The sequence below is a fragment of the Streptomyces sp. NPDC107471 genome, assembly GCF_055582845.1.
The window spans coordinates 693289-712594 of sequence record NZ_JBVJPC010000004.1 but is presented as its reverse complement, the minus strand read 5'-3'; the positions used below and the strand labels follow the sequence as shown (position 1 = coordinate 712594).

The 19306-nt window shown below is 73.3% G+C and carries 19 protein-coding genes; 4 read left to right on the top strand and 15 right to left on the bottom strand.

Annotation, left to right across the window (positions count from 1 at the left end; translation table 11 throughout):
* Position 1 precedes the first annotated feature (1 nt).
* From ligD to ACZ66S_RS16965, 3 genes are read right to left on the bottom strand one after another with little or no spacing between them, the layout of a single operon-like run.
* Positions 2-934, bottom strand: a complete 933-nt coding sequence (gene ligD / locus ACZ66S_RS16975) for a non-homologous end-joining DNA ligase (protein WP_469902303.1) — start codon at positions 932-934, stop codon at positions 2-4.
* A complete protein-coding gene (locus ACZ66S_RS16970) occupies positions 931-2778 on the bottom strand; it encodes a transketolase (protein ID WP_469902302.1) in 1848 nt (615 codons plus the stop codon). The genes ligD and ACZ66S_RS16970 overlap by 4 nt, the downstream gene beginning before the upstream one ends.
* Positions 2775-4595 (bottom strand): NAD(P)/FAD-dependent oxidoreductase, encoded by a 1821-nt coding sequence (locus tag ACZ66S_RS16965; RefSeq protein WP_469902411.1) that lies wholly within the window; start codon positions 4593-4595, stop codon positions 2775-2777. Before ACZ66S_RS16965 ends, ACZ66S_RS16970 begins: the two co-directional genes overlap by 4 nt.
* 158 nt (positions 4596-4753) lie before the next feature.
* On the opposite strand from ACZ66S_RS16965, the gene ACZ66S_RS16960 reads away from it, so the two are divergent.
* The gene (locus tag ACZ66S_RS16960; protein ID WP_469902301.1) at positions 4754-5713 is read left to right on the top strand and encodes an LLM class F420-dependent oxidoreductase; all 960 of its coding nucleotides are present in this window, start codon (positions 4754-4756) and stop codon (positions 5711-5713) included.
* A 73-nt stretch (positions 5714-5786) separates the two neighbouring features.
* On the opposite strand, the gene ACZ66S_RS16955 is transcribed toward ACZ66S_RS16960, so the two are convergent.
* Both ACZ66S_RS16955 and ACZ66S_RS16950 read right to left on the bottom strand, forming a co-directional pair.
* A complete protein-coding gene (locus ACZ66S_RS16955; RefSeq protein WP_469902300.1) occupies positions 5787-6803 on the bottom strand; it encodes an SDR family oxidoreductase in 1017 nt (338 codons plus the stop codon).
* A 33-nt stretch (positions 6804-6836) separates the two neighbouring features.
* Positions 6837-7343: a phage holin family protein gene (locus ACZ66S_RS16950; protein ID WP_469902299.1), complete on the bottom strand. Its 507-nt coding sequence runs from the start codon at positions 7341-7343 to the stop codon at positions 6837-6839.
* A 125-nt stretch (positions 7344-7468) separates the two neighbouring features.
* Here ACZ66S_RS16950 and ACZ66S_RS16945 point away from each other — a divergent pair, with 125 nt between their 5' ends.
* A complete protein-coding gene (locus tag ACZ66S_RS16945; RefSeq protein ID WP_469902298.1) occupies positions 7469-7819 on the top strand; it encodes a VOC family protein in 351 nt (116 codons plus the stop codon).
* A 7-nt stretch (positions 7820-7826) separates the two neighbouring features.
* On the opposite strand, the gene ACZ66S_RS16940 is transcribed toward ACZ66S_RS16945, so the two are convergent.
* Both ACZ66S_RS16940 and ACZ66S_RS16935 read right to left on the bottom strand, forming a co-directional pair.
* On the bottom strand, positions 7827-9746 hold the full coding sequence (locus tag ACZ66S_RS16940; protein WP_469902297.1) for a DUF5107 domain-containing protein: 1920 nt from the start codon (positions 9744-9746) through the stop codon (positions 7827-7829).
* Positions 9747-9786: 40 nt separating this feature from the next.
* Positions 9787-10686 (bottom strand): arginase family protein, encoded by a 900-nt coding sequence (locus ACZ66S_RS16935; RefSeq protein WP_469902296.1) that lies wholly within the window; start codon positions 10684-10686, stop codon positions 9787-9789.
* 59 nt (positions 10687-10745) lie between these two features.
* Here ACZ66S_RS16935 and ACZ66S_RS16930 point away from each other — a divergent pair, with 59 nt between their 5' ends.
* On the top strand, positions 10746-11093 hold the full coding sequence (locus ACZ66S_RS16930; protein ID WP_469902295.1) for a DUF6204 family protein: 348 nt from the start codon (positions 10746-10748) through the stop codon (positions 11091-11093).
* Here ACZ66S_RS16930 and ACZ66S_RS16925 read toward each other — a convergent pair.
* From ACZ66S_RS16925 to ACZ66S_RS16900, 6 genes are all read right to left on the bottom strand, one after another.
* A complete protein-coding gene (locus ACZ66S_RS16925; RefSeq protein WP_469902294.1) occupies positions 11065-11628 on the bottom strand; it encodes a GNAT family N-acetyltransferase in 564 nt (187 codons plus the stop codon). The genes ACZ66S_RS16930 and ACZ66S_RS16925 overlap by 29 nt on opposite strands.
* Positions 11629-11647: 19 nt before the next feature.
* The gene (locus ACZ66S_RS16920; RefSeq protein WP_469902293.1) at positions 11648-11890 is read right to left on the bottom strand and encodes a LapA family protein; all 243 of its coding nucleotides are present in this window, start codon (positions 11888-11890) and stop codon (positions 11648-11650) included.
* Between the two features lie 95 nt (positions 11891-11985).
* Positions 11986-12909, bottom strand: coding sequence for a S66 peptidase family protein (locus ACZ66S_RS16915; protein WP_469902292.1), 924 nt, complete (start codon positions 12907-12909; stop codon positions 11986-11988).
* The gene (locus tag ACZ66S_RS16910) at positions 12906-14855 is read right to left on the bottom strand and encodes a S9 family peptidase (protein ID WP_469902291.1); all 1950 of its coding nucleotides are present in this window, start codon (positions 14853-14855) and stop codon (positions 12906-12908) included. The genes ACZ66S_RS16915 and ACZ66S_RS16910 overlap by 4 nt, the downstream gene beginning before the upstream one ends.
* A gap of 16 nt (positions 14856-14871) precedes the next feature.
* Positions 14872-16176, bottom strand: a complete 1305-nt coding sequence (locus ACZ66S_RS16905) for a M20/M25/M40 family metallo-hydrolase (protein WP_469902290.1) — start codon at positions 16174-16176, stop codon at positions 14872-14874.
* Entirely contained in the window at positions 16169-17002 is an 834-nt protein-coding gene (locus ACZ66S_RS16900) for a M55 family metallopeptidase (protein ID WP_469902289.1), read from the bottom strand. Before ACZ66S_RS16900 ends, ACZ66S_RS16905 begins: the two co-directional genes overlap by 8 nt.
* A gap of 146 nt (positions 17003-17148) precedes the next feature.
* Between ACZ66S_RS16900 and ACZ66S_RS16895 the strand changes: the two genes are divergently transcribed.
* The gene (locus tag ACZ66S_RS16895; RefSeq protein WP_469902288.1) at positions 17149-18261 is read left to right on the top strand and encodes an acyltransferase family protein; all 1113 of its coding nucleotides are present in this window, start codon (positions 17149-17151) and stop codon (positions 18259-18261) included.
* Between the two features lie 6 nt (positions 18262-18267).
* On the opposite strand, the gene ACZ66S_RS16890 is transcribed toward ACZ66S_RS16895, so the two are convergent.
* Positions 18268-18432 carry a hypothetical protein gene (locus ACZ66S_RS16890; RefSeq protein WP_469902287.1) on the bottom strand — a complete coding sequence of 55 codons (165 nt, stop codon included), beginning with the start codon at positions 18430-18432 and terminating at the stop codon, positions 18268-18270.
* 138 nt (positions 18433-18570) lie between these two features.
* On the bottom strand, positions 18571-19296 hold the full coding sequence (locus ACZ66S_RS16885) for a class I SAM-dependent methyltransferase (RefSeq protein WP_469902286.1): 726 nt from the start codon (positions 19294-19296) through the stop codon (positions 18571-18573).
* Between the last annotated feature and the right edge of the window lie 10 nt (positions 19297-19306).

The following is a 19306-nucleotide window of genomic DNA, read 5'->3' as shown; positions in this document are numbered from 1 at the left end:
TTCAAGAGGGCATCAAGGCGTTCAACCTGCGCCGGGCGGGACCCAGGGCACGCCCCTTGGTCATCACTCCGGCCCAGGGATCGGTGCGGGCCTGTTCGACCGCGTCGGCGACGGTCCAGCGGCGGGCGTCCAGGTCCGGATCGTCGAGCTGGTCCCAGGTCATCGGGGTGGCGACGGGCGCCCCGGGCTTCGCCCGCACGGTGAAGGGCACGACGGCCGTCTGCGCGTAGCCGTTGCGCTGGACGTCCAGGTAGAGACGGTCGCCGCGGTCCTTCTTGCGGGCGGCGGTGGTGAGCCGGTCGGGGTGGCCGGCGACCAGGGTGTCGGCGACGTCCTTGGCGAACTCCCGGACCTCGTCGAAGTCGTGCCGGGCGTTGAGCGGCACGACGACATGCAGCCCGCGCGAGCCGGTGGTCATCAGCGCCGAGGGCAGCTTCAGCTCGTCGAGCAGTTCCCCGAGCAGCAGGGCCGCCTCCCGCACGAGGGCGAAGTCGTCGTCGCCGGACGGGTCGAGGTCGAAGACCATCCGGTCCGGCCGCTCGACGTCCCCGACCCGGGACAGCCAGCGGTGCAGGGTGAGCGCGGCCTGGTCGGCGAGGTACAGGAGGGTGGCGGTGTCGTCACAGACCGTGTGGCGGACGGTGCCGCCCTCCTTGTGCACCTCGACCCGGCCGATCCACTCCGGGTAGGAGTCCGGGGTGTTCTTCTGCATGAACAGGGGCCCGGTCAGACCGTCCGGGTGCCGTTCCAGCATCAGCGGACGGCCGCGCAGGTGCGGCAGCATGAAGGGCGCGACGGAACGGTAGTAGTCGACGAGGTCGCCCTTGGTGTACTCCTTGGCGCCGTCACCGCCGGGGAAGAGCACCTTGTCCGGCCGGTGCACCTGCACGGTGCGCTTCCCGGCGCGTACGGTCCGTACGTCGTCCCCGCTCACGGCACGATCGCCTGCTCCACGAGGAGCCGTCCGGCGGCCGCGATCGACTCGGCGTCGATGCCGGCGGCGTGCAGCGACTCCTCGGGCGAGGCCGAGCCCGGCATCGTCCGCACGGCGAGGCGCACCAGACGCGGTACGGGCCGGCCGTCGGTGAAGGCGTCGAGGACGGCGTCGCCGAGGCCGCCCTCCTCGCGGTGGTCCTCCACGGTCAGCAGGCAGCCGGTGTCCTCGGCGGCCTGGCGCAGGGTGGCCCGGTCGACGGGCTTGACCGAGTACAGGTCGACGACCCTGATGCGGATGCCTTCCCGGTCCAGCGCCTCGGCGGCCTTGAGCGCCTCGTGCACGGTGACGCCCGCGGCGACGACCGTCAGCCGGTCGTTCTCCGAGGAGCGCAGCACCTTGCTGCCGCCGATGGGGAACTCCTCGTCGGCGCCGTAGATCACCGGGCTGTCGCCGCGGCCGGTGCGCAGGTAGCGGATGCCGTCCAGGTCGGCCATCTCGGCGACCAGGCGGGCGGTCTGGTTGGCGTCGCACGGGTACAGCACGGTCGACTCGTGGACGGCCCGCATCATCGCCAGGTCCTCCAGGCCCATCTGGCTGGGCCCGTCCTGCCCGATGGCGACGCCGGCGTGCGAACCGACGAGGTTGAGGCCGGCCCCGCTGACGGAGGCCATGCGCACGAAGTCGTAGGCGCGCGTGAGGAAGGCGGCGAAGGTCCCGGCGTACGGCACCCACCCGCGCGCGGCGAGTCCCACGGCGGCCGCCACCATCTGCTGCTCGGCGATGTAGCACTCGAAGTAGCGGTCGGCGTGTTCCTTGGCGAAGTACTCGGTACGGGTCGAGTCGCCGACCTCGCCGTCCAGCGCGACCACGTCACCGCGTCCGGTGCCGAGGGCGGCGAGGGCCTGTCCGTAGGCGTCGCGGGTGGCCACTTCCTCGCCGGTGTCCCAGCGGGGCAGTTCGACGTGCCCGGCGCGGACCGCGTGCAGGATGCGGGCGGCCGGCGGCTCGTGCACCTGGACGCGGAGGTCGCGGACGCCACCGAGCTCCTCGATGGCCTCGTCGGCGTCCTTGAGCGGCTTGCCGTGCAGTCCCTCGCGGTCCTCGACGTCGGCGACGCCCTTGCCCTTGAGGGTGCGGGCGAGGATCGCGGTGGGCTGGCCCTTGGTGGACTCGGCCTCGCCGTAGGCGCGGTCGATGGCGTCCACGTCGTGCCCGTCGATCTCGACGGTGTGCCAGCCGAAGGCCTGGAAGCGGCGGGCGTAGGCGTCGAGGTCGTGGCCGTGCCGGGTGGGGCCGCGCTGGCCGAGCCGGTTGACGTCCACGATCGCGGTGAGGTTGTCGAGGTGCTCGTGCCCGGCGTGCTCGGCGGCCTCCCAGATCGAGCCCTCGGCGAGCTCGCTGTCGCCGCACAGCACCCACACGCGGTAGCCGGTGCGGTCCAGCTTCTTCCCGGACAGCGCGATGCCGACGCCCACCGGCAGCCCCTGGCCCAGCGATCCGGTCGCCGTCTCGACCCAGGGCAGCCTGCGCGGGGTCGGGTGTCCTTCGAGCCGGCTGCCGAGCTTGCGGAAGGTCAGCAGTTCCTCGTCGTCGACGACACCGGCCGCCTTGTACGCGGCGTACAGCAGCGGTGAGGCGTGTCCCTTGGACAGCACGAAACGGTCGTTGCCAGGGTGCGCGGGGCGCTCGAAGTCGTAGCGGAAGTGGTTCGCGAGGAGCACGGCCATCAGGTCCGCGGCGGACATCGAGGAGGTGGGGTGCCCGGAGCCCGCGGCGGCCGAGGCGCGCACACTGTCCACACGCAACTGCTGGGCGAGTTCGACGAGTTCACCGGTGTTCATGAGTCTCCTTCCGCGGGGCCCGCGTCCGTGCGCTTGACGGGGCCGGGGGCTTGTCCCGGCTCACCGCCGGGTCGGTTCCTGGCGGGTTCGCCGCCTGGCTGGTTCTTCGCGGGTTCGGGGGCGGGCTGGTTCCTGGCGGGCTCGGGCCCCGGCTGCTGCTTCGCCATTTCGGCGCCGGGTCGGCTCGTCGCGGGTTCGGGAGCCTCCTGCTCGGGCGCCCGCCCCTCGGACTGCTCCTGCCCAGAAGCCCGCCGCTCAGGCGACCCCCGGTCGGCCGCCCCGCGCGCCTTCGCCTCGGCGATCACCGCCTCGCCCGCGCTCGCCACGTCCGTCGGCTCTCCCGCGCCGGTCTGTACGACCGCGGCCTCCTCCTGCTCGGCCCGCACAACCCCGCCCTCCCCGTGCTCGATCCGCTCGGTCGCGGGTTCCCCGGACCCGTCCTGTTCGGTTGACCGCCTGTCCGGCCTCGTTTCCTCCTCCGTCGCCGCTCCGGGGCCCGAGCGTGCCTCGGCCTCCTGGCGTGCCGTCGGCCGTCCCGGGACGCGTGCCAGTTCCGGCGAGGCGGTGTCCAGCGGTACCGACCAGGACCGTACGAGGCCCAACTGGACGGCCTGGCGCGGGAGTACGGCGTCCAGCAGCCAGTCGGCGGCGACCCGGACCCGGTTGCCGGGCATCGCGGCGAGGTGGTAGCCGCGGGTGACGGCACCGGCCGCGAGGCCGGACAGCGGGACGCCGAGCGGATTGGCCGCGGCCTTCGCGCCGCCGAGGTCCACGACGAAGCCCAGGTCACGGTGGTCGTAGGGGCGGCGTACCCCGGCTCCCAGCGAGGCGGCGACGTTGAGAGCCGCGACGCGGCCCTGCCGCCAGGCGTGCTGGGCCGTCATCGGCGTGTACTGCCCGGGGTTCTCCAGATCGGGCACCGCGGCCGCGTCACCGCACGCGAACACCTCGGGCCGGCCCGGTACCTGGAGGTTCGGGTCGACGAGCAGCCGGCCGCGCTCCATGGGCAGTCCGAGCGACTCGGCGAGCGGATCGGGCCGTACCCCGACGCACCACACGAGCGACCGCGTCGGGACGAACTCGCCGTCCGTCAGCAGCACCCCGTCCGACGTGGCCTCCTTCACGGAGGTGCCCATCCGGACCTCCACGCCCCGTTCCCGGAGCGTGCGGTCGGCGGTGCGGGAGAGGTGCTCGTCGAGTTCGGGCAGGACCCGCTCCGCGACGTCGAGGAGGAGCCAGCGCGGCCGCATGCCCTCCCGCAGCGGGTGCCTGCGCACCTGCGCCTCGGTGAAGAGCTGCCCGTGCGCGGCGACCTCGGTGCCCGTGTAGCCGGCGCCGACCACGACGAAGGTGCACCGGGCTGCGCAGAGCTCGGGGTCGTCGGCGGCCGCGGCGAGCTCCACCTGCCGGGTGACGTGGTCGCGCAGGTAGAGCGCCTCGGGCAGGCCCCGGAAGCCGTGCGCGTGCTCGGCGACGCCGGGGATGGGCAGCAGTTTGTTGACGCTTCCGGCGGCCAGCACCAGCCGGTCGTAGCCGAGCGTGCCCTCGGTGCCCTCGGGGTCGGTGTAGTGGACGGTGCGGGCGTCCAGGTCGATGCCGTCGGCCTCGCCGAGGACCAGCCGCACCCGGGGCAGGGTGTCGGAGAGGGAGACGGTCACCCGTCGTGGTTCCAGGATGCCGGCGGCGACCTGGGGCAGCAGGGGCAGGTACAGGAAGTAGTCGGTCGGGTTCAGCAGGGTGATGTCGGCCTTGCCGCGGGCTTGTCGGGACAGTTCCTTGGCCGTCCGGTACCCGGCGAAGCCGGCACCGACGATCACGATGCGGGGTCGACTCACGGTTCGCCTCCGGGGCTGTCGCGTACCACGGGAGCCTTCCGCGTCCCCCTGGCCGGAGCGCCCAAACGCCGGTTTCCGCACGGGCCGCCGGGTACTCGGACGGAGCCCCTCTCATCACGGAACCGCCGGAGGTACCCCCCATGCCCGAATACGGCTATTTCCTGTCGTGCGAGGAGTTCGGTCCCGCGGACCTCGTCGAGCAGGCACGGATGGCCGAGCAGGCGGGCTTCAGCTCGCTGTGGATCTCCGATCACTACCACCCGTGGAACGACGCGCAGGGCCAGAGCCCCTTCGTGTGGTCGGTGATCGGCGCGCTCTCGGAGGCGGTGTCCCTGCCGATCGAGACGGCCGTGACCTGCCCGACGGTGCGCATCCACCCGGCGGTGGTGGCGCAGGCCGCGGCGACCTCGGCCGTGATGACGAACGGCCGCTTCCGGCTCGGCGTCGGCTCCGGCGAGGCCCTCAACGAGCACGTGCTCGGCCATGTCTGGCCGCCCGCGCACATCCGCCTGGAGATGCTGGAGGAGGCGATCCAGGTGATGCGCCGCCTCTTCACGGGCGAGGAGGTCAACCACCACGGCACCCACTACACGGTGGAGAACGCCCGCCTGTACACGATCCCCGACGAGCCGGTCCCCATCGACATCTCCGGCTTCGGCCCGGCGGCCACGGCGCTCGCGTCGCGGGTCGGCGACGGCTTCATCACGATGACGCCGGACGAGTCGATGGTGGAGCAGTTCCGCAAGGGCGGCGGGGCCGGCAAGCCCGTCATCGGCGGCACGAAGGTCTGCCACGGCGTCGACCGCGACGCGTGCGTGCGTACGGTCCGCGAGCTGTGGTTCAACCAGTTCCTGCCCGGTGAGATGGCCCAGATCCTGCCCTCGCCGCGGCACTTCGAACAACTGGGTCCGCTGGTCACCGACGAGATGGTGAGCGAGAAGGCGGTGTGCGGGGACGACGTCGACGAGCACGTCTCCGCACTGAGCGCCTTCGCCGACGCGGGCTTCGACCGGGTCTACGTCAACCAGATCGGCCCCGACCAGCGCGGCTTCTTCGACTTCTACCGCACGAAGGTGCTGCCCCAGCTCCAGCAGGGGTGACAGCGCACGCCTGGCGGCGGGAACGACGGTGAGCGGCGGGAGCGATGCCCCGCCGCTCGTCGTGTGCCCGGTGTCAGGTCCGGCGCCGCAGCCCGGAGGCCACCGCGACGCCCAGCCCGCCGGCCGCGGCGGCCACGAGCCCCATGCCCATCCGGGCGCGGTTGCGGGAGACCCAGTCCTGCGGGCTCCTCGCCACGGCTTCCTCGTCGAACCGCCCGTGCGCCCCGAAGTCCCGTCCGTGCGGCCCGTCCGCGGGGGCCCACAGGTTCCCGGGGCCCTCGTGCGCGCCCTCCTCCTGCTGGGCCTCGAAGTTGGTGCGGGCCAGGTAGCGGTCCAGCACCCCCGGCACGACCGCGTTGGCGAGGAGGGTGGCCACGGTGGACCCGCCCACCCAGTACTCCCGGCGCCGCGCGTGGGAGGCCGCGTGGACGACCGCCCGGGCGGCGACCTCCGGCTGGTACACCGGCGCCACCGGCCGGGCCTTGCCCGGCATCCGGTTCAACACCCAGTCGAACTGGGGGGTGTTGACGCCCGGGAGCTGCACCATCGTCGTACGGACACCGCTGCCCGAGTGGAGCAGCTCGCACCGCAGGGACTCGTTGAAGCCCTGGATGGCGTGCTTGGCCCCGCAGTACGCGGACTGCAAAGGAATGCCCCGGTAGGCGAGGGCGGACCCCACCTGCACGATCGTGCCGCGGTCCCGCGGCAGCATGTGGTGCAGGGCGGCCCGGGTCCCGAACACATAGCCCAGGTACGTCACTTCGGTCACCCGCCGGAACTCGTCCGGGGTGATCTGCGTGAAGGGGGCGAAGACCCCGGTGAAGGCGTTGTTGACCCAGACGTCGATGTGCCCGTAGGCGTCCACGACCTGCTGGGCGGCGTCGTCGACGGCCTTGGGGTCGGCCATGTCGACGCTCACGACGAGCGCCTCACCGCCCGCCCGCTGCACCTCGTCGGCGGCGGCCGCGAGACCCTCGCGGCCCCGGGCCAGCAGGGCGACCCGGGCCCCGCGCTCGGCGAAGGCCCGGGCCGTGGCCCGTCCCACGCCGCCGCTGGCCCCGGTCACCACGACGACCTTGCCGTGCTTCACGCGTGCTTCCCTCCATGCGTCGCGCACCAGGTGTCAGGCCCGGTGGTGCGGCTGCTCGGGGTCGATGTCGTCCTGTCGCGGCGCGGCGCCCGGCTCCGCGGTGCCCGGTGTCGCGGGGGCGACCGGCGGCATGGGCGGGTACGGGGTGCCGAGCCCGCTCGGCGGCGCGGCGACCGGTGCCGCTCCCCCGGCGGCCCGGTCCGGCACGGCCGCCGTCTCCGCGTCCGGCGCGGCCTTCGGCCGGGACGCGGACGGCCGGGCCGCCCCGCGCAGGGCGTAGGCCACGGCCGCGAGGATGACGGCGGTGATCAGTGCGGCGGCCCAGTCGGGCAGTCCGAGGGCGAGGGCGAGGCCCACGGCCAGTGCCAGGGCCGCTCCCGCGTACAGCGCGACGGCACCGGACGCTGCGTACAGCATGGCCGTACGGCGCTGCTTGCGCGTCTGCTCGCGCAGCTCGTCCCGTACGGTCTCGCGTGCCACCTGCGCCAGCTCGTCGACGAGATGCCTGTCCAGATGCTCCAGGTGATCCAAGCGCTCCATGGCCGCCGGGTACCCGCACACGCGTGCGCATAACGCCGGGCCCGGTGTGCGGTGCGGGCGGCCGGGTCGGGAGGATCGCGTGAAACGATCACCGCGCCACGGTCGCCCCAACTAGGCTCGTCCGCATGGACATTCTGGGAACCACGCTGCGTGTCTGTGTCGACGACCTCGAGGCCGCGGTCGTCTTCTACGAACGGCTGGCGGGCGCCACGGCCCTCCGTTTCGAGCGCGGCGGCGTCCAGGTGGCCGCGGTGGGCTGCTTCCTGCTGATGAGCGGCCCCGAGGCCGAGCTGGAGGTGCTGCGCAAGGTCGCGGCGACCATCGCGGTGAAGGACGTCGACGAGGCCCACCGGCTCCTGAGCGAGCTGGGCGCCCGGATCATCGCGGGCCCCGTGCCCACGCCGGTAGGCCGCAACCTGATCGCGATGCACCCGGACGGCGTGGTCTACGAGTACGTGGACCGCAACGTCACCTAGCGGAGCGCTACGTCTGCGGTCGCATGCGGAAGTCGTGGCGCGGCGGCAGCGGTTCGTCGCTGATCCTGCTCCACAGGTCGCCGATCGCCTCGGCGCCCTCCCGCAGGTCGGCGACCTCGAAGCCCTCCTCGAAGACGGCCCGGGCCGCCTCGGGCCGTCCCTCGGCGAGCAGCAGCCCGGCCTCGATCAGCCGGAACCGGCCGCGGGCCCGGATCGCCGGGTACAGCCGCTCCCACACGGACCGCGCCTCGGCCGGACGTCCCGCCGCGAGCAGCGCCTCCAGCGTCTCGCGGCCGAGTGCGGCGGTGGCCGCCGTCCAGGACTCGCCGTCGTCGCGCCGCTCCTGGCACAGGTCGTCGAAGGCGTCGGCGTACCGGTCGGCGGCCCGCTCCCGGTTGCCGGCCACCTGGTCGGCGACGGCGAGGCAGCGCAGCAACGGCCAGCGGGACGGCGCCAGTGCGAGCCCCCGCTCCCAACTGCGCACGGCCTGCGCCCGGTCGTCGGCGTGCCACTGGGCGACGCCCAGGTGGTACTCGGTGAGCGGGGTGGCGGGCGCGGTCTCCAGCATGTCCCGCCAGTGCGGGGCGACCAGTGTCCCGCCGGGCGGCCGCACCCGGCGCGGTTCGGGCAGGGACCCGGTCCGCAGCAGCTCCAGCCAGGGTGCCTGCGCCTCCCCGAGGGTGCTCTCCTCGAAGGGCGTGCCGGGCAGTTTCCAGCCCGCGCGCAGCACTTCGAGGGCGCCCCAGCCCGAGCCGACGGCCAGCGTCCCGTCGGGTTCCGCGTCGGCGTACGGCTTCCAGGCGGCGTGCGCCTCGTCGACGGCGGCCCGCGGCAGTACGGCGGCCAGGCGCGCCTCCGCCTCGGCCGTCACCGGTGCCGCCGTCAGCGGTCCGTACGCCTCCAGCCACGTCACCTCGCTCTCGGCGTCCAGGCGTACGTGCTCCAGTTGGGTGCGGGCGAGCCCCGCCTGGATCTCGCAGTAGCCGCCGGTGCCGGGTTCGGTGAGCCACTCCTGCCAGCGCCGGCCGCCGCTGCCGGTCCCCCAGGCGAACAGCTTGCGGCCGCGCAGGAGGTCGGTGGAGGTCTGCACGAGCCCGTGGCCGTCGGGGTCGAGGGCGGCGATCCAGCGGCGCTGTGCGTCGGGCAGGTCGTAGAAGTAGTCGGTGGCGTGCGGGCTGTCCAGGGGGTCGGGCGGGACGGGCACCCGGCGCAGGTGGCGCTCGTGGCCGAACTGCCAGGCCTCCTCGGCCGGGGCGAGCACCGTGCGCTCCTCGGGCACGGCGATGTTCGACCACCAGTAGCCCGGCACCGGCCGCTGGTGCGGATTGCGGATCCGTACGCCGACGTACAGGAAGTCCGACCCGTCCGGCAGCCACAGGTCCACCTGGAAGGGCAGGTCGCGCAGGCGCTCCCACTCCCACAGGCGGAGCATCTGCCCGCCGTCGGGGGCGGGCACACGGGCGGCGTGCAGGGGGGCGCAGGACAGGGTGGTGTGGCCGGTGGCGCCGATGTTCCATTCGATGCCGCCGGAGAACCAGGCGCCGTTCAGGGCGAAGTTCGCGGGCTGGAACACCGGGTTGCGGTACAGGAGTTCCCGTCCGGTCGGCCGGTGGACGAGGGAGGCGACCCGGCCGCCGAGGCCGGGCAGGACCGTGGCGGTGAGCCGGTCGTTCTCGATCACGATCGTCTCGAGCGCGCGGGGTGCGCGCGCTCTGCCGTAGCCGTCCCGGACCCGGACCGGCAGCAGGCTCCGGAGCTGCCCGTAGCCGGTCTGCCGGGCCATGTCGCGGGGCAGGTCGTCCCGGTCCCTCGCGTCGACGCGGTGGAGCTCGTGCGGGAGCCGCAGCGGGGGCAGGGGGTTGTCGGGGCCCAGCGGTGCAGCGGGCAGGGTGAGTACGTCTCGCCGGATCGTCGTCACGATCACCATGGAAGCCGCTCGGCACCGAGTCGGCCAGGGGAGCTGCCGGTCAGGATTGCGCAAAGGCGTCCACGACGAGGTCGGTGAGCAGGGCGCCCGCCGTGCCGTCGGGGTCCAGATCGGGGTCGTAGATGGTGATGTTGAGGCCGACGCAGGAGGGGGAGGCGAGCAACGGCCGCAGCAGCGCGCGGAGTTCGTCGGGCAGGAGCCCGTCGGGGTCGGGCGCGTCGACGGCGGGCATGACGGACGGGTCGAGGACGTCGGCGTCCAGGTGCACCCAGAAGCCGTCGATCCCGGGGATCTCGAAGGCCTGCGCGGTGGCGCGGGCGAGGGTGTCCGCGCCCCACTCCCGGAGGTCGCCGACGGTCACGACGGGGATCTTCAGGGCGGCGAGTTCGGCGCGGTCCTCCTCGAACGCGTCCCGGATCCCGAAGTACCGCACGTCCTCGTCCCGCAGATAGGGCCTGAGCCCCTCCAGGTCCGTCAGGTCCTCCTGCCCGCGTCCGGTGGCCAGCGCGACCTCCTCACCACCGGCCGCGCCGATCCGGTCGGAGTTGCCGGGGTGCCGGAAGTCCGGCGACGCGTCGATCGCGGCCAGTCCGTACCGTCCGACGCGGCGCAGCGCGAGCGAGGCGCCGAGCTGGATGGAGCAGTCGCCGCCGAGGACGACGGGGAAGTCCCCCGCGCGCACATGGCGCTCGATCCGGTCGGCCAGCTTGACGGTGTACGCGGCGATCGCGGCCGCGTTGAAGACGCCGTCGCCCTCCTGCCAGTCCCCGCGGTCGTAGCGCGGCGGCACCACCACCCCGCCCTCCAGGGCGTGCAGCCTCTGCACGATCCGCTGCTCCCGCAGGGCACCGGCCAGCTTGTAGGAGCCGGGCACGGTACCCGGGGCGGGCGGGCGCAGGCCGAGGTTGGAGGGGGCGTCCAGCACGACGATATTCCGCATGCGGATCATCCTCGCCGACGTACAGTCGGCCGTCCACGGAGATACGCGAGGGAGCGACAGTGAGTGAGCAGCACACCTACCGGGTGATCGTGCGCGGAACCTGGGACGGGCTCACCGAGGAGGCCCGCGCCCGGCTGCTCGCCGAGGCGGCGCAGCACGGCATGGCGAGCATGCGGTTCTGCGAGGAGGGCTCGCTGACGTACGAGCCGGCGCCGCTGAAGCACTTCTCGATGCGGTACGTGGTGGTGTCGGACGCGGCGGACGGCGAGGAGATGGCGGGCGCGATCGCCGAGGACCGCGCGGAGCAGTACCTGCGGGAGCTCGGCTACGGCTTCGGGGGCCTGAAGTCGACGGTCACCGACCTCGACACCATGAAGATCAACCGGAAGCCCGCATCTCGGCGGTGAGCGCCCAGCGCTCGTGGTCCCGCCACTCCCCGTCGATGTGGAGCATCTTCGGGGAGAACCCCTCCAGCCGGAAGCCGCAGCTACGGGCGAGGGCGAGGGAGGCGGTGTTGCGGGGCTGTGCGTTGATCTCCAGGCGGTGCAGCCCCATCGGTCCGAAGGCGTGGCCGATCACGAGGTCCAGGCCCTCGCGCATCAGCCCGCGTCCGGCGGCGTGCGCGAAGACGCCGTAGCCGAGGGCCCCGCACCGGAAGCCGCCCTGGACGATGTTGTTGATGTTGATGAACCCGGCGACGGCCCCGCCGCCCCGCTCCCCGTCCTTCTCGCAGACCAGGAACCCCGCCTTGGTGGGGTCCTCGATGAGCCGGCCGGCGTACGCGAGATAGGCGCTCTCGCTGTCCGGCGGGAACAGCCAGGGCTGGTGCAGTTCCTTGCTCTCCCGGGCCCGGGCGGTGAACTCGGCGGCGTCCTCGTAGGTGAAGTGGCGTATGCCGGTGCGGGGGCCTTCGGCGAGCCAGCGGGAAGCGGTGTGCGGCATTCCGCCAGCCTACGACGTGCTAGCCGCGGCGCTTCGTGAAATACGCCCCGCACAGGGCGCCGATCAGGCTGGTGGCGAGCAGGGCCGTCCACAGCGGCATGGTCACCTCGGGCCCCAGCAGCCGGATCCTCGTGGCGCGGGTGTTCTCGAAGACGAAGATCATGGCTACGACGGCGAGCAGCAGCACGACCAGCCGGGCGGGCGCCGCGGCCCCGCCGCCGTCCTTGGTGGTGCCGCCGCTCTCGGCGGTCTTCGGGCTCATACGCCCAGGGTGGGGCCGCCGCCCGCGTCCCGCACGGCGAGTGCCCCCCACCGGGTGACCCGGCGCCGGTCACCGGCGTCCCGGCCACCCCCTAGTCAGCGCAGCGCGGGTTCGTCGAGGGTCAACGTGCCCGCGTCCGCGTCGAGTTCCGCGGCCGCCCCGAAGGGGATCGTCAGCGCCCCCTCGCAGTGCCCGAACCCGAACTCCTCGACGACGGGTACGCCCAGGCCGCCGAGCCGGTCGAGCAGCAGCGCTCGCACCCTCTCGTACGGCTCGCACCGCTCCCAGGAGCCGAGGAGCACCCCGCGCACCCCGTCGAACCAGTCCGCGCGCAGGAGTTGGGTGAGGTAGCGGTCGAGACGGTACGTCTCCTCGCCGACGTCCTCCAGGCAGAGCAGTCCACCGCGCGCTCCGGGCCGGGCGTGCGCGGAGCCCAGTTCGGAGGCGAGCAGGCACAGACATCCGCCCAGGGTGACGCCGCGGGCCCGGCCGGGGACCAGGGCCGTACCGCCGGAGGCGATCGTGCGGACCGTCTCCGGCTCGAACAGCGTGGCCCGCAGATGCTCCTGGGCCCGGGCGTTCTTGATGAAGTCGACGCCGGCTGCCATCGGGCCGTGCAGCGTGACCAGGCCGAGCCGGGCGGCGAACCCCTCGTGCAGCGCGGTGACGTCGCTGAAGCCGACCAGCACCTTCGGCCCGGCCGCGCGCAGCGCGTCCCAGTCGAGCAGGTCGACCATGCGCAGCACGCCGTATCCGCCGCGGGCGCACAGCACGGCGTCCACGGAGGGGTCGCACCAGGCGTTCTGGAGGTCGGCCGCCCGGTCGGCGTCGGTGCCGGCGAGGTAGGTGAACTCGCCGTGCCGGTCGGGGACATGGGGGGCCACGACCGGGTCGAGGTCCCAGCCGCGCAGGATGTCCAGTCCGCCCTGGAGGCGCTCCTCCGGCACCGGTCCGCTGGGGGCGACGACGGCCACGCGGGCTCCGGGCGCGAGCCTGGACGGCCGTACGAGTTGCTTCACCTGGTGAGCTCCAATGTCGGGACGCCGGGCGGGTTGAGCCCGAACACCTGCGCGTACAGGGAGAGTTCCGCCTCCAGTGCGCGGATCATCGTGTCCGCCCGGCGGAAGCCGTGCCCCTCGCCCTCGAAGGCGAGGTAGGCGTGCGGCACCTGCCGGCCGGCGATCCGGTCGAGGAACCGCTCGCACTGCGCGGGCGGGCAGATCACGTCGTCCAGGCCCTGGAGCAGCAGGAAGGGCGCGGTGACCCGGTCGGCGTGCTCGACGGGCGAGCGTTCCGCGTACCGTCCGGGGACCTCGGCGAGCGGTCCGACCAGGCTCTCCAGGTACTGGGACTCGAAGTCGTGGGTCTCCCCGGTGCCCCAGCCGGCCAGGTCGAGGATCGGGTAGACGATGGTGCCGCAGGCGTAGACGTCGGTCATGGTGAGCGAGGCGGCGGCGGTCCAGCCGCCCGCGCTGCCGCCGCGGACGGCGAGCCGGTCGCGGTCGGCGGTGCCCTCGTCGGCGAGGGCGAGCGCGACGGCCGCGCAGTCCTCGACGTCGACCACGCCCCACTGCTCGCGCAGCCGGTTGCGGTACTCCCGTCCGTACCCGGTCGAACCGCCGTAGTTGACCTCGGCGACGCCGATGCCGCGCGAGGTGAAGTAGGCGATCGAGAGGTCGAGGACGAGGGGCGCGTGACCGGTCGGCCCGCCGTGCGCCCAGACGACGTACGGCGGCAGCTCGTCGCCCGGCGCCCGGTGCCCGGGGTGGTGCGGCGGGTAGACGTGGGCGTGCACGTCCCGGCCGTCGGGCCCGGTGAAGACACGGATCTGGGGTTCGGGGTAGTACGCGGGGTCGACCGGGTCGTCGTGCTCGGCGCCGATCACCCGGGCCCGGCCGGTGCGGGCGTCCAGTTCGACGACCTCGTAGGCGGTGCGCGGGCTGGCGCCGACGGCCACGACCCGCTCGCCGTGCACCGCGAGGGTGGGGGCGAACTCGGTCCAGGGCCCGGCCGCGTCGACGAGCTCGCCGGTCTCGGGGTCCAGTATCCCGAGGGCGGTCGAGCCGGTGCCGTGCACGACGGCGATCAGTCCGCTGTCCAGCGGGGCGAACCAGCGGTGCCCGAGCTTCCAGAGGGCGCCGCCGAACTCCTCCTCGCGCGGGCAGAGCTGCTCGCCGTCGCGGTAGAGGTTCCACCAGCCGGTGCGGTCGCTCGCGTACAGGAGACGGCCGTCGGGCGACCAGTCGGCCTGGGCGATGGACTCCTCCGGGCCGCCGGCCACCGTGCGGGGCTCCCGGAGCGTGCCCTCGTGGACCTCGGCGACGACCAGTTCGGTGCCGTCCCAGGGCATGCGCGGATGGTCCCAGGCGAGCCAGGCCGCCCGCGAGCCGTCCGGAGACAGGCGGGGGCCGGTGACGAACCGGTGGTGGTCGTCGGTGAGTTCACGCACCGCGTCCCGGTCCTGCACGGCCGAGCCGTCCAGCGGCACGGCGGCCAGGACCCGCCGGACGTCGGTGGGCCCGTCGCCGGTGAACTCCTCCAGGACGCACCACACCTCGCCCAGGTCGGGTCGCAACTGCGGCTCCGCCCAGCGCAGTCCGCCGCCGACCGGGGAGACGGGCGTGAGCGGGCGCGGTTCGCCGCCGGGCTCGTACCGGTACAGCCGCTGGTCGGCGAAGTGCACGAACACGACGAGCGGTGCGCCGGCCACCACCGCGCCGGCCCAGGGGTGACCGCCGTACTCGATCACCCGGCTGCGCACGTTCCACGGGGCCGGCAGCACCGACTCCTCCCGGCCGTCGGCGCGTCTGCGCACCAGGGCGCGGCGGCCGCCCTCGGTGGGCCGGGGTTCGGTCCACCACACCTCGTCCCCGACGAAGCCCAGCCACTCCGGGTGGCCGTCGTGCGCGGCCGCGAGCGCCGCGTCGATGGGCGAGGGCCAGGAACCGTATGCCGACGTCTGCACGTTCTCCCCCACTGGCTCAGGCCGTCCTCAGGAAGCGGTCGAGTACCCGCACGCCGAAGTGCAGTGCCTCGACGGGAACCCGCTCGTCGACCCCGTGGAAGAGGGCCTGGTAGTCGAAGCCCTCGGGGAGCTTCAGGGGCGCGAAGCCGTACCCGGTGATGCCGAGGCGGGAGAACTGCTTGGCGTCCGTGCCGCCGGACATGCAGTACGGCACCACGGACCCCTCGGGCGCGAACTCCTCCACCGCGGCCCGCATCCGGGCGTACGTCGGTGAGTCGACCGGCGCCTGGAGGGCCACCTCGCGATGGCTGTACTCCCAGTCCACGTCGGGGCCGGTGAGCAGGTCCAGGGTTGTGCGGAACTCGTCCTCGCCGCCGGGCAGATAGCGGCCGTCGACGTAGGCCACGGCCTCCCCGGGGATCACGTTGAGCTTGTAACCGGCCGCCAGCATGGTCGGGTTGGCGCTGTTGCGCACGGTCGCCTCGACCAGCTTGGCCGCCGGGCCCAGCTTCTCCAGGAGCCCGTCGACGTCGGTCAGGTCGGTCTCGATGCCGTAGAGCGCGGCGAGTTCGGTGAGGGCCGCGCGGACGGTCGGGGTGAGCCTGAGCGGCCACTCGTGCTCCCCGATGCGGGTCACGGCGGCGGCGAGCCGGGTGACCGCGTTCTCCTTGTTGACCTTGGAGCCGTGTCCGGCGCGGCCGTTCGCGGTGAGCTTGAGCCAGCCGGTGCCGCGCTCGCCCGCCGCGATCGGGTAGATCTGCCGCCCGGCGCCGTCGTGGAAGGTGAACGCCCCGGACTCGCTGACCCCCTCGGTGCAGCCCTCGAAGAGCTCCGGGTGCTCGTCGGCGAGGAACCCGGAGCCGTCCTCGGCGCTGGCCTCCTCGTCCGCGGTGAACGCGATCACCACGTCCCGGCGCGGCCGTACGCCCTGCCGGGCCCAGGACCGCACCACGGCCAGGATCATCGCGTCCATGTTCTTCATGTCGACCGCGCCGCGCCCCCACACGACCCCGTCGCGGACCTCCCCGGAGAAGGGGTGCACGCTCCAGTCCGCGGCCTCGGCGGGCACCACGTCCAGATGACCGTGGACGAGCAGGGCGTCCGCCGACGGGTCGGTGCCCTCGATCCGGGCCACGACGTTCGTACGGCCCTCGGTGCGCTCCAGCATCAGGGGCTCCAGGCCCGCCCCGGCCAGCGCCTCGGCCGCGTACTCGGCGGCGGGGCGCTCCCGGCAGTCGCCGCCGCCCCGGTTGGTGGTGTCGATGCGGATGAGGTCGGACGTGAACCGGACGACCTCGTCCAGTGCCTGCTGGTCAGCCATATTGCTCCTCCACGGCGGCCGAGACGATGGTGGTGACCGCCTTGAAGGTCCGGATCGCCGCGTACATGGTCCCGCTCGTGTACGCGACCTTCCGTGCCCCGGTCCGCTGCACGCCCGGCACCACGGTGGCGGCCATGGCGAGGTGCTCGGCGTCGAACTCGACCGCGATCGTGAACGGCCCCGAATCCGCTGGTTCCTGACGGACCGCCAGTTCCGTGGCCGCCTTCGCGGCGGCCCGGATGTCGGCGGCCGTACGGGTCGGCGTACGGCACACGGCCGCGTACCGCGAGACATGGTCCTTGACGGCGACCTTCAACGCCCCGGGCGCGTACCCGAGGGCGTCCTCGCAGGCCACGTCGTCCCCGGTGACGAGGACGACGGGGACGCCGTACTCCGCGACCACGTGCGCGTTGAGGTACCCCTCGCTGGCGGGCACGTCGTTCAGCCACACCCCGGTGATCGAGTTGGCGAGGTAGGTGTGGGCGAGGACGCCCTCCTGGCCCGCGCCCGCGTGGTAGCCGATGAAGGCGATGCCGTCGACGTCGCCGTGCTGGACGCCCTCGACCATGGAGAGCGACTTGTGCCGCCCGGTGAGCATCTGGGCGCGCTCGTCGAGCCGCTCCAGGAGCAGGTTGCGCATCGTCCAGTGGGCCTCGTTGACGAGGACCTCGTCGGCTCCCCCGTCGAAGAAGCCCAGCACGGCGGCGTTCACGTCCGAGGTGAACATCGACCGGCACCGCTCCCACTGCGCGGTGCCGGGCAGCACGTCGGCCGGCCAGGTCACGCCGGTGGCGCCCTCCATGTCGGCGCTGATCAGGATCTTCATGGTCCGCCACGTTACGCGCCGCCGGGGTTCACGTCGCCCACGAGGGGTGAGGCGAGCCTGTTGGCGCTCACCCCCGCCGCACAGACAACTCATGGAAGACGCGTATTCTCCCTCGCGGGTTCCACAGCAGACGGACAGGGAGAAGCGTGAGCGACACCGCACAGCCCGTACAGCCGGCACGACGGACGGCGGCGACCGCGGCGCCGGGGAACCCGGCCGGACGCCCGAAGCAGCGCGACGCGTTCTTCGACAACGCCAAGTACCTGGCGATTGTGCTCGTCGCGATGGGCCACGCCTGGGAGCCGCTGCGCTCCGACAGCCGTGCCGTCACCGCGCTGTACACGCTCGTCTACGCCTTCCACATGCCGGCGTTCATCGTCGTCTCGGGCTACTTCTCCCGCTCGTTCGACGCGAGCCCCGCGAAGATCAAGCGGCTGGTCACCGGGGTCGTCGTCCCCTACGTGGTGTTCGAGACGGCGTACACGTACTTCACCCGGTGGTCGGACGGCGTCCCGGACCGGGAGATCAGCCTCCTGGACCCGCTGTACCTGACGTGGTTCCTGGCCGCCCTGTTCGTCTGGCGGCTGACCACGCCGATCTGGCGCTGTGTGCGGTGGCCGCTGCCGATCGCCCTGACGGTCGCCGCGCTGGCCACCCTCAGCCCGTCCATCGGCGACGACCTCGACCTCCAGCGGACCCTGCAGTTCCTGCCGTACTTCGTGCTCGGTCTGTGCCTGCGTCCGGAGCACTTCTCGCTGGTGCGCACCTGGCGGGTGCGTCTGCTCGCGGTGCCGGTCCTCGCGGGCGCGCTGGTGTTCTCGTACTGGGCGGTCCCGCGCATGGACTACGCGTGGTTCTTCCACCGCGACGCCGCCGAGCACTTCGCGGTGCCCGCCTGGTACGGCCCGCCGATGACGCTGGCCCTCTTCTGCTGCTCCCTCGTCCTGGTCGCCTGCTTCCTGTCCTGGGTGCCGGGGCGCCGCATGTGGTTCACGGCCCTGGGCGCGGGCACGCTCTACGGCTATCTGCTGCACGGTTTCGTCGTGCAGGCCGGCAACCACTTCGACTGGGCCGACCACCGCTGGACGCACACCCCGCTGGGCGAGATCGCGGTGACGCTGGTCGCCGGTGCCGTGGTGACCGCGCTGTGCACCGCTCCCGTACGGCGGGTCTTCCGGTGTGTGATGGAGCCGAGAATGGAATGGGCGTTCCGGAGGGCCTCACCGGCCACGTCCCTGCCCACCCAGTCGCGCCGGTAGGGGCACTCACGTCCGGGGGATGCGGTCGACCAGGGGGTCGATGACGTACCGCGCCGAGTTCACCAACTCCGCCGGCACGACCCGCCAGGACCCGGTGGACACCGACCCCGGCCCGGACGACGGCTCCGGCGCCTCCACGGGCGGATCGAGCACCGTCGCCACCGGTGTCACGGTGCTCTCCCTGGCCGCGCTCGTGGCCGCAGGCCGGGTCGCCTTCCGCCGCGGACGCTGGGCCGGCGAGCGGTGGCCGGCCGCGGGTGGTGCGCTCTGCGCGTGGGAGGGCGCACCACCCCGGGTCATGCCCCGACGTCAGGCGGTGTGGCCCACCACCCACCACTTCGACGGCAGTTCGATCCGGGTGCCGTCGGCCCGGTACTCGGTGGTGATGAGCGGCAGTTCACCGCTCGCCACGACGGTCAGCCCGGCCGCCCCGAGGTAGACGGGCACCGCTTCGTCGGCGACCTCGCCGGGGGCGATGCCGTGCCGGAAGACGGGGGCCAGCTTCGGGGGCGGTCCGTCGGGCCCCTGCGCCAGGCCCACCAGAACGGACTTGGCGGACTCGGAGAGCTCGACGAGGAAGGCCCGGCCGCGCTCCCCGACCAGCGTGGCGATCCCGTCGACCAACTGCTGCCGGTCCTCGGGCGCGGCCTGGTGCAGCACGCCCCGCATGTAGACGTTGGTGTCCCCGAGTTCGGCGTGCAGGTTCTGCGGTTCGCTCTTGTCGGAGGCGTCCATCAGCCGGTACGTCACCTGCCCGTCGGGGTCGGCGTCCCGCGCGCGGTCGAGGGCGGCGGCGGACAGGTCGACACCGAGGACCTGGGTGAAGTGGGCGGCCAAAAAACGGCTCTGGGTGCCGTTGCCGCAGCCCAGGTCCACGAGGGGCAGCCCGGGATCGACCAGGAGCGGCTCGAAGTGGGCGAGGTGGACCCCGGCGGTCAACACCGGCTCCGCGTCCCAGAACACGGCCCCCTGCCGCCCCGGGGCCTCCCGCCAGAAGCCCTCCCAGGACTCCCGGTACCGACCAGTCACGCTCATGCCCAACTCC

Excerpts from the sequence above, each read along its gene's own strand:
- ACZ66S_RS16940 (WP_469902297.1), bottom strand. The coding sequence starts at position 9,746 with ATGGTGATCGTGACGACGATCCGGCGAGACGTACTCACCCTGCCCGCT.
- ACZ66S_RS16950 (WP_469902299.1), bottom strand. The coding sequence starts at position 7,343 with ATGGAGCGCTTGGATCACCTGGAGCATCTGGACAGGCATCTCGTCGAC.
- ACZ66S_RS16885 (WP_469902286.1), bottom strand. The coding sequence starts at position 19,296 with ATGAGCGTGACTGGTCGGTACCGGGAGTCCTGGGAGGGCTTCTGGCGG.
- ACZ66S_RS16935 (WP_469902296.1), bottom strand. The coding sequence starts at position 10,686 with ATGCGGAATATCGTCGTGCTGGACGCCCCCTCCAACCTCGGCCTGCGC.
- ACZ66S_RS16905 (WP_469902290.1), bottom strand. The coding sequence starts at position 16,176 with ATGGCTGACCAGCAGGCACTGGACGAGGTCGTCCGGTTCACGTCCGAC.
- ACZ66S_RS16945 (WP_469902298.1), top strand. The coding sequence starts at position 7,469 with ATGGACATTCTGGGAACCACGCTGCGTGTCTGTGTCGACGACCTCGAG.
- ACZ66S_RS16925 (WP_469902294.1), bottom strand. The coding sequence starts at position 11,628 with ATGCCGCACACCGCTTCCCGCTGGCTCGCCGAAGGCCCCCGCACCGGC.
- ACZ66S_RS16960 (WP_469902301.1), top strand. The coding sequence starts at position 4,754 with ATGCCCGAATACGGCTATTTCCTGTCGTGCGAGGAGTTCGGTCCCGCG.
- ACZ66S_RS16900 (WP_469902289.1), bottom strand. The coding sequence starts at position 17,002 with ATGAAGATCCTGATCAGCGCCGACATGGAGGGCGCCACCGGCGTGACC.
- ACZ66S_RS16970 (WP_469902302.1), bottom strand. The coding sequence starts at position 2,778 with ATGAACACCGGTGAACTCGTCGAACTCGCCCAGCAGTTGCGTGTGGAC.
- ACZ66S_RS16920 (WP_469902293.1), bottom strand. The coding sequence starts at position 11,890 with ATGAGCCCGAAGACCGCCGAGAGCGGCGGCACCACCAAGGACGGCGGC.